This is a genomic window from Stenotrophomonas sp. TEPEL (assembly GCF_004348785.1).
In the GTDB taxonomy this organism is placed as follows: domain Bacteria; phylum Pseudomonadota; class Gammaproteobacteria; order Xanthomonadales; family Xanthomonadaceae; genus Stenotrophomonas; species Stenotrophomonas indicatrix.
Window position 1 is genome coordinate 2,595,365 of record NZ_QQXJ01000001.1, and the last position, 7,853, is coordinate 2,603,217.

8 protein-coding genes and 1 tRNA gene are annotated in these 7,853 nt (G+C 67.5%); 1 reads left to right on the top strand and 8 read right to left on the bottom strand.

Features of this window, described 5'->3' with window-relative positions; translation table 11 throughout:
• Window positions 1–78: 78 nt before the first annotated feature.
• The 7 genes from pgi to pcnB all read right to left on the bottom strand — a co-directional run bounded on the left by pgi (window position 79) and on the right by pcnB (window position 6,180).
• Window positions 79–1,593: a glucose-6-phosphate isomerase gene (gene pgi / locus TEP_RS11710; protein ID WP_132825393.1), complete on the bottom strand. Its 1,515-nt coding sequence runs from the start codon at window positions 1,591–1,593 to the stop codon at window positions 79–81.
• Window positions 1,590–1,970, bottom strand: coding sequence for an aspartate 1-decarboxylase (gene panD / locus TEP_RS11715; protein WP_004153087.1), 381 nt, complete (start codon window positions 1,968–1,970; stop codon window positions 1,590–1,592). The genes pgi and panD overlap by 4 nt, the downstream gene beginning before the upstream one ends.
• An 87-nt stretch (window positions 1,971–2,057) precedes the next feature.
• A complete protein-coding gene (locus tag TEP_RS11720; protein WP_132825394.1) occupies window positions 2,058–2,552 on the bottom strand; it encodes a hypothetical protein in 495 nt (164 codons plus the stop codon).
• A gap of 73 nt (window positions 2,553–2,625) precedes the next feature.
• On the bottom strand, window positions 2,626–3,465 hold the full coding sequence (gene panC / locus TEP_RS11725) for a pantoate--beta-alanine ligase (protein WP_032977891.1): 840 nt from the start codon (window positions 3,463–3,465) through the stop codon (window positions 2,626–2,628).
• Window positions 3,462–4,277: a 3-methyl-2-oxobutanoate hydroxymethyltransferase gene (gene panB, locus TEP_RS11730; RefSeq protein ID WP_093820002.1), complete on the bottom strand. Its 816-nt coding sequence runs from the start codon at window positions 4,275–4,277 to the stop codon at window positions 3,462–3,464. The genes panC and panB overlap by 4 nt, the downstream gene beginning before the upstream one ends.
• A gap of 34 nt (window positions 4,278–4,311) precedes the next feature.
• A complete protein-coding gene (gene folK, locus TEP_RS11735) occupies window positions 4,312–4,797 on the bottom strand; it encodes a 2-amino-4-hydroxy-6-hydroxymethyldihydropteridine diphosphokinase (RefSeq protein WP_132825395.1) in 486 nt (161 codons plus the stop codon).
• Between the two features lie 3 nt (window positions 4,798–4,800).
• Window positions 4,801–6,180, bottom strand: a complete 1,380-nt coding sequence (gene pcnB, locus TEP_RS11740) for a polynucleotide adenylyltransferase PcnB (protein ID WP_132825396.1) — start codon at window positions 6,178–6,180, stop codon at window positions 4,801–4,803.
• 49 nt (window positions 6,181–6,229) lie between these two features.
• On the opposite strand from pcnB, the gene TEP_RS11745 reads away from it, so the two are divergent.
• Window positions 6,230–6,304: transfer RNA gene (locus tag TEP_RS11745), tRNA-Glu, on the top strand.
• Between the two features lie 523 nt (window positions 6,305–6,827).
• Here TEP_RS11745 and TEP_RS11750 read toward each other — a convergent pair.
• Window positions 6,828–7,748: a LysR family transcriptional regulator gene (locus tag TEP_RS11750; protein ID WP_025878941.1), complete on the bottom strand. Its 921-nt coding sequence runs from the start codon at window positions 7,746–7,748 to the stop codon at window positions 6,828–6,830.
• Window positions 7,749–7,853: the final 105 nt, after the last annotated feature.

Here is a 7,853-nt window from a genome sequence, read left to right on the forward strand (position 1 = left end):
TTCGCCGGGCATTGCCCGGCGCTACCGGCATGACGAAGGGTAGCGCCGGGCCATGCCCGGCGGCATTCCCCGCCCGCGTCAGCCCTTCAGCTGCGCCAGCAGTTCACGGGTCAGCGGATCATTGATCTGGACATCCTCGCCCTGCAGGGCCGGCAGCAGGCCACTGGCCAGCTGCTTGCCCAGTTCGACACCGAACTGGTCGAACGCGTTGATGTTCCAGATCACCGACTGCACGTACACCGCGTGTTCGTACATCGCGATCAAGGCGCCCAGCGCCTGCGGGGTGAGCGCGTCGAGCAGGATCATCGTGCTCGGGCGGCCGCCCGGGTAATCGCGGTGCGGATCGTCGCTGCCCTGGCCGTTGGCCAGTGCTTCGGTCTGCGCCAGCAGGTTGGCCATCAGCGCCTGGTGGTTGACCGTGTACGGATCATCGTTGTGCACGCAGCCGATGAAATCGGCCGGGATGATGCTGGTGCCCTGGTGCAGCGCCTGGAAGAAGCTGTGCTGCACATCGGTGCCGGCACCGCCCCACCACACCGGCACGGTGTCGGTGGTGACCGGCTGGCCATCGCGCTGCACGCGCTTGCCCAGGCTTTCCATCACCAGCTGCTGCAGGTAGGCCGGCAGCAGCGCCAGGCGCTGGTCGTAGGTCATCACCGCATGCGTGGCGTGGCCCAGCAGATTGCGGTTCCAGATGTCGGTCAGGCCGTGCAGCACCGGCAGGTTGCGCTCCAGCGGCGCGTCCAGTGCATGCGCATCCATCTGCGCGGCACCTTCCAGCAGTTGCTCGAAGCGCTCGAAGCCGATGGCCAGTGCGATCGGGAAACCGACGGCCGACCACAGCGAATAGCGGCCGCCCACCCAGTCCCACATCGGCAGCACGCGCTCGGCGGCGATGGCGAAGGCCTTGGCGGCGCGTTCCGGATTGGCGCTGACCGCGTACAGGCGCTCGCTGCCACCCAGCCAGTCATGCAGGATCTGGCCGTTGAGCAGGGTTTCCTGGGTACCAAAGGTCTTGGAAATGAGGATGCCGGCGGTCGTTGCCGGATCCAGCGTGGCCAGCGTGCGCTGCATGGCGGCGCCGTCCACGTTCGACACGAAATGCACGCGCAGGCGTGCGCCTGTGACCGGGCGCAGCGCATCGGCGACCAATCGCGGGCCGAGATCGGAACCGCCAATGCCGACGCTGACCACATCGGTCACGCCGCTGTCTTCCAGCGCGCGCACCAGCACGCCCATGCGCTGGCGGATGCCGCGCGCGGTGGCAGAGGCCTCGGCCGCCACCGGCGCATCGACTACATCACCGCGCAACGCGGTATGCAGCGCAGCGCGGCCTTCGGTCAGGTTGACCTGCTCGCCACGGAACAGGCGCGTGATGGCGCCGCCGACATCACGTTCGGCAGCCAGCGCCAACAGCGCCTGCAACGCTGCGGCATCGTATTTCTGCCGGGCGAAGTTGACATACAACGGACCGACCCGCAGCGCCAGGTCCTGTACACGGCCGGGTTCGGCGGCGAGCAGGCCGGGAATGCTTGCGCCCTTCAGGCGCTGGGCGTGGGAATGCAGCGAGTCGAATCCGTTGTTCGTTGTCATGCGGCCTGGGTCGGGATCGTGTCGTTGGTGTGGGAAATCTGGTTGTTGCCATCCACGTACACCAGCTTCGGCTTGAAGCTGTCGGCTTCCTGCTCGGTCATGCTGGCGAAGGCGGCAATGATGATGATGTCACCGACCTGCACGTGGCGCGCGGCGCCACCATTGAGCGAGACGACGCCGCTACCGGCTTCGGCGCGGATCGCATAGGTCGAGAAGCGCGCACCGTTGGTCACGTCCCAGATGTGCACCTGCTCGAACTCACGGATGCCGGTGGCAGCCAGCAGGTTGTCATCGATGGCGATGGAGCCTTCGTAGTTCAGCTCGGAATGGGTGACGGTGGCGCGGTGGATCTTGGTCTTGAGCAGGGACAGGTGCATGGGGGCGCTGCAACGGCAAAGGAAAGAGCGGATTCTAGCACCCACGCGGCAACCGTCAGGTAGCGGCCGCAGGATGCTGAAGACCGTTCAGCCGGTGCGCTGCTGCGCGCCCGGCGATGGCGCCGCGGCACCGGCCAGCACGGCCCGGAACACGGCATGGAACGCCAGTCCGGCCATCAGGCCGAATCCGGCCGCCACCAGTACCGAGAAGGCATAGCTGGCCCAGTCGAAGTTGTCCGCAGAGGACAGCGGGCTCATCAGAGCGCCGCCAGAGCCGTCGGGCCAGGCACAGGTGGCCATCGCCAGCGCGCCCAGCCCTGCCCCGACCAGCGCGAACCAGACCCAGCGCAGGCGGCCGGAAGACAGCAGGATCAGGCCCATCGGCAGCAGCACCGCCACGGCGTGGGCGAAGGCCAGCACGAACATCAATGCGGCCGCCAGCGCGGCCGTGGCCACTTCCTGGCCGAGGCTGAGACCGGCAATCAGGCCACCGATCACCAGCGAAGGCAGCAGCGCGGCGGCGAACACCGCCAGGATCGCCGCCACGGCGCGGCGGCCGGGGCTGGCTGGAAACGAGGTCATATCGGCAGGTCGTCCTTGTCCGGCAAACACCGGGCGCCCACTGCGGGCGCCCTGCACAACCGCGCGGGGCGGTTCAGAACTCCAGGTTGTCGATCAACCGGGTGGTGCCCAGGCGCGCGGCGATCAGGGCCACGCGGCCACCGCCATCGAAGCTCGGCTCGGCCAGCTCCGGCGTGCGCAGTACCGCGTAATCCACCTGGAAGCCCGCTGCCTGCAGCGCAGCGACGGCGTCGGCCTCGATGCGTTCACGCGCGTGTCCGGCCACATAGCCTTCGCGCATGCCCAGCAGGGTGCGGTGAAGGGTGGTCGCCAAGGGGCGCTGCTCGGCGCTGAGGTACTGGTTGCGCGAGCTCTTGGCCAGGCCATCCTCATCACGCACGATCTCGGCACCGACGATCTGGATCGGGAACGACAGCTCGGCCACCATCTGCTTGATGACCGCCAGCTGCTGGTAGTCCTTGCGGCCGAACACGGCCACATCCGGCTGTACCTGCAGGAACAGCCGCGCCACCACCGTGCACACGCCATCGAAATGGCCCGGGCGGCTGGCGCCTTCCAGCACCTCGCTGACGCCAGGCGCATGCATCTGCGTGGTCTTGTCCACGCCCAGCGGGTACATCGCTTCGACGCTGGGCAGCCACACCGCATCGCAGCCCACCTGCTCCAGCCCGGCCACATCGGCTTCGGGGGTGCGCGGATAGCGGCTGAAATCCTCGTTCGGCCCGAACTGTGTCGGGTTGACGAAGATGCTGGCCACCACCTTGTCGGCGTACTGCTTTGCCAGGGTGACCAGCGCGTGGTGCCCGCCATGCAGGTTGCCCATGGTCGGCACCAGCGCCACACGCAGGCCCTCGCCCTTCCACTGCGCGATCTGCGCGCGCAGCGCACCGAGTTCGTTGAAGGTCTGGATCATTGGGCGTACGCGTGTTCGTCGTCGGGGAAGCTGCCATCGCGCACGGCATCGGCGTAGGCACGGGTGGCGCCGGCCACTGAACCGCCTTCAGCCAGGAAGTCCTTGACGAACTTCGGGCGACGGTGGCCGCTGTCCAGGCCGAGGAAATCGTGCAGCACCAGCACCTGGCCGTCGCACTGCGGGCCGGCACCGATACCGATGGTCGGCACCGGCACTGCGGCGGTGACGGCGGCGGCAACCGGGGTCGGTACGCATTCGAGCACCATGATGCTGGCACCCGCTTCAGCCACGGCCTTGGCATCGTCCACCAGCTGGCGCGCGGCATCGCCACGGCCCTGGATCTTGAAGCCCCCCAAGCGCAGCACCGACTGAGGGGTCAGCCCGAGGTGCGAACAGACCGGGATCTCGCGCTCGACCAGGTAGCGGATGATGTCGACCTTGAAGCCGGCGCCTTCGATCTTGACCATCTCCGCACCCGCCTGCAGCAGCTGCAGCGAAGCATCCAGCGCGCGTTCCGGGGTGGCATCGGCGCCGAACGGCAGGTCGGCGATCAGCAGCGCACGCTGCAGCACGCGGGCGACTGCGCGGGTGTGATAGACCATGTCGGCGACGGTCACCGGCAGGGTCGAATCGTGCCCCTGTACGACCATGCCCAGCGAATCGCCGATCAGGATCAGGTCGACGCCATTGGCATCGAAGGTGCGGGCGAAGCCTGCGTCGTAGGCGGTCAACATGACCAGCTTCTGGCCATTGCGCTTGGCCTCGGCCAGGGCGGGAACGGTCCAGGGCTTGCTGTCTGCGTGGGTGCTCATGTGCTGATAACCGGGGGAGATAACCCGGGCATTATCACCCTAACGGCGCGATCCCGCAGGCATCCACCCGCATCACTGCATCCCGCACGCGACCGTGGCCGGGAATGGCCAGATCGGCGGCGATTTCGGCCAACGGCACCAACACGAACGCACGCTCGTGCAGGTAGGGATGCGGCACCTTCAGCTCGGGCAGGTCCAGCACCTGCTCGCCGAACAGCAGCAGGTCCAGATCCAGCGCACGCGGCCCCCAGTGCACGGCGGGATCACGTACGCGGCCGAAGCGCTGCTCCAGCGCGAGCATGGCCTGCAGCAGCTCGACGGCGGGCAGATCGGTGTCGACCGAGGCCACTGCGTTGACGAACGGTGGCTGGTCCTCGTTGCCCCATGCCGGCGTCGCGTACAACCGCGAGGCCTGCGTCAACCGGGTTCCGGGCAGCTCGTCCAGCGCGGCAATGGCCGCGCGGACGGTGTTGGCTGCGTCACCAAGATTGGCGCCCAGCCCGATCCAGGCACAGGTCATGGATTACTCGGCAGCACCGGCAGCTGCGCCATCGGGACGACGCCGGCGACGACGACGCTTGCGCGGCGCTCCACCCTCCTCGTCGCCGGCGTCGCCGTGCAGGGAATCCAGCGACGGATCCAGCTCATGCCCGGACTGCGCCTGCGCTTCGCGCCAGAACGCGACGTCGGCTTCGTGCTCTGCCGATGCCACCTGCCGCAGGGCCAGGAAATCGAAGGCGGCACGGAAACGGGGGTGGCTGAGCGTGCGCATCACGCGCTTGCGCTGGCGCGAACTGAAGCGCGCCTGCAGCAGCCAGATCTCCTGCATCGGCAGCGAGAAACGGCGCGGCAATGCAATGGTGCTCAGCTGCTGCACGGTGACACGGTCGGCGGCACGACGCTGTGCCTCTTCCGGCGCCACGCCCTGCTTGAGCAGCGTTGCCTGTGCGCGGCAGTAAGCCGGCCACAGCAACAGCGCGAACAGGAACGCCGGCGACACGGGCTCGTCATTGGCCACGCGTGCATCGGTGTTGGCCAGGCCCTCGACCAGCATCCGACGCAGCGCGCCGGTGCGGTTCGACTTCAGTGCCTTGGCGCTTTCCGGGAACAGCACGTCGAACAGGCCGTAGCGTTCCAGTCCTTCGAAGCTGGCAAGGCCATGCCCGGACAGGAACAGCTTCAGGACTTCCTCGAACAGGCGCGCCGGCGCGGCTTCGTTGAGCAGGCCGGCCAGCTGCGGGATCGGTGCGGCGGTGCCCTCTTCGATCTGGAAGCCGAGCTTGGCCGCCAGGCGGACCGCGCGCAGCATGCGCACCGGATCTTCCTGGTAACGCTGCACCGGGTCGCCGATGAGCTTCATCAGGCGTGCCTGCACGTCTTCGAAGCCGCCGGTGTAGTCACGCACCGAGAAGTCCTCGATGGCGTAATACAGGGCATTGCAGGTGAAGTCGCGGCGGATGGCGTCGTCTTCGATGCTGCCGTACACGTTGTCGCGCACGAGCATGCCGTTTTCCATCTCACGGTCGCCGCTGCCGTCATCGATATTTGCACGGAAGGTGGCGACTTCGATGATCTCGCGGCCGAACACAACATGGGCCAGGCGGAAACGGCGGCCGATCAGGCGGCAGTTGCGGAACAACTGCTTGACCTGTTCGGGCGTGGCATCGGTGGCCACGTCGAAATCCTTGGGTTGGCCATTGACCAGCAGATCGCGCACCGCGCCGCCGACAAGGTAGGCGCCGAAGCCGGCATCGCGCAGTCGATAAAGCACGCGCAAAGCGTTCGGGCTGATGTCCTTGCGGGAGATCGTGTGCTGGTCGCGCGGGATGACGCGCAGGCTGAACGGTGATGTAGCAGAGGAAATGATGTTGGCGCTTCCGGTTGAAGTTTCGGGATTGCCCAATGGCATCGAGGTGCATATACTAGCGCTCCTGCACCGGCAGCGACACACTGCTCCCTTCGTCTAGTGGTTAGGACGTGGCCCTCTCAAGGCTAAAACAGGGGTTCGAGTCCCCTAGGGAGCACCAGTCGCCGCAGCAGGAACCGAAAAAGCCCGCCTTGTGCGGGCTTTTCTGTTTTGCAGAATCGTGTCGGCGACGGGGCTGGTCGCTTGAGCGCCTCCCTGCTATCGGCTTGAGCCGGCGGGGTCACCCAGGGCAGGACACGCCGTGAACCCATCCATGGGGTCTCGATGGCGCCATCCATGGCGCCAACGGTCCTGCCCTGGGTGACCCCGCCGGCTCTGGACGGTTTCCCGCGCGCTGCAGCAACAGCCGACCAGCGCTTCAGTGCATCCGCTGGCACCGTGAAACTGTCAGGAGGGGGCAGGCCGCCCTCTCCAGGACCGTTGGCGCCATGGATGGCGCCATCGAGCACGGCATNNATGCCGCGGCCAAGCCCCCATGGACGGGTTTACGGCGTCTCCCGCAACCGGACCCACCCCGCCTCCCCACAGGAAACCAGCTTCTGCTGTTGCTGTTGCTGTTGCTGTCGAGGTTGCCGGCCAGCGGCCGGCACTACTGCAGGTGCAGGGCGCAGCCCTGCCGAACCCTACCCCTCCGCCATCGCCTGCCACCATTGCGCCAGCAGCTCCGGCCGCCGCAGGCGCTCGCGCCACCAGCGCAGGGCCGCGCCATCCTCGCCGGTGCGCCAGGCCAACCAGAAGGTCTCTTCCGGCTTGTGCTCCTCGACCTCGCGGATCACCAGCTGGCCGCGCGCCACCGCCGCGCGCGCGCAGGGCTCGGGCAGGAAGCCGAATCCCAGCCCTTGGCACTGCAGCTTCAACTTGCTGGCCATGTCCGGCACGGTCAACGTCTCCTGGCCCATCAACAGCCCCACCGTTCGTGGCAGCAGCCGCCGCGCCGAGTCGGACACGGCGATCGCGCAGTACGGGGCCAACTGCTCGCGGCCCAGCACACCCGGCACGGACGCCAGCGGATGCCCGGGCGCCACCGCAAATACAAAATCAACGCTGCCCAGCGGCTCGACCACGTAGCCCCCGCCACTGGGACCCTCACCGGGAGCGGCGACCAACAGGTCGGCGCGCCGGTCCAGCAGCGCTTCCCAGGTACCGGACAGTGCTTCGCCAAACAGGCGCAGCCGGGTGGGCGCCGCCACCTCGCGGAACGCGGCGATATCCGGCCCCAGCAGCCAGGTCGGGAACACCGAATCCACTGCCAGGGTCAATTCCGCCTCCCAGCCCGAGGCCACCCGCCGCACCCGCAGCTCGAGCTCCCGGGCCGCACGCAGCAGGTGCCTGCCCTCCTCCAGCAGCGCGCGCCCGGCCTCGGTCGGCTCTGCCCGCGGGCCGATCCGGTCGAACAGCTGCACCCCCAGATCCTCTTCCAGCTTGGCCACGGTGTAGGAAATGGTCGAAGGCACCTTGTGCAGGGCCTTGCCGGCGCCGGCAAAGGAGCCTCGGCGGTCGATCGCGTCCAGGATCTGCAGGGCATCGAGGCTGAGCTTGAGCATTCGAAATTTTCGATGATGGCTGTCAAAACTATCCGTTTTTCAAACCCAAGGTGCAAGCGGATACTTCTCTTCAACGGGGAAACACAGCGGCTACCCGCCCACCCC

Coding starts and splice junctions, on each gene's coding strand:
- panD (WP_004153087.1), bottom strand. CDS start 1,970: ATGCACCTGTCCCTGCTCAAGACCAAGATCCACCGCGCCACCGTCACC.
- TEP_RS11750 (WP_025878941.1), bottom strand. CDS start 7,748: ATGCTCAAGCTCAGCCTCGATGCCCTGCAGATCCTGGACGCGATCGAC.
- folK (WP_132825395.1), bottom strand. CDS start 4,797: ATGACCTGTGCCTGGATCGGGCTGGGCGCCAATCTTGGTGACGCAGCC.
- panB (WP_093820002.1), bottom strand. CDS start 4,277: ATGAGCACCCACGCAGACAGCAAGCCCTGGACCGTTCCCGCCCTGGCC.
- TEP_RS11720 (WP_132825394.1), bottom strand. CDS start 2,552: ATGACCTCGTTTCCAGCCAGCCCCGGCCGCCGCGCCGTGGCGGCGATC.
- panC (WP_032977891.1), bottom strand. CDS start 3,465: ATGATCCAGACCTTCAACGAACTCGGTGCGCTGCGCGCGCAGATCGCG.
- pgi (WP_132825393.1), bottom strand. CDS start 1,593: ATGACAACGAACAACGGATTCGACTCGCTGCATTCCCACGCCCAGCGC.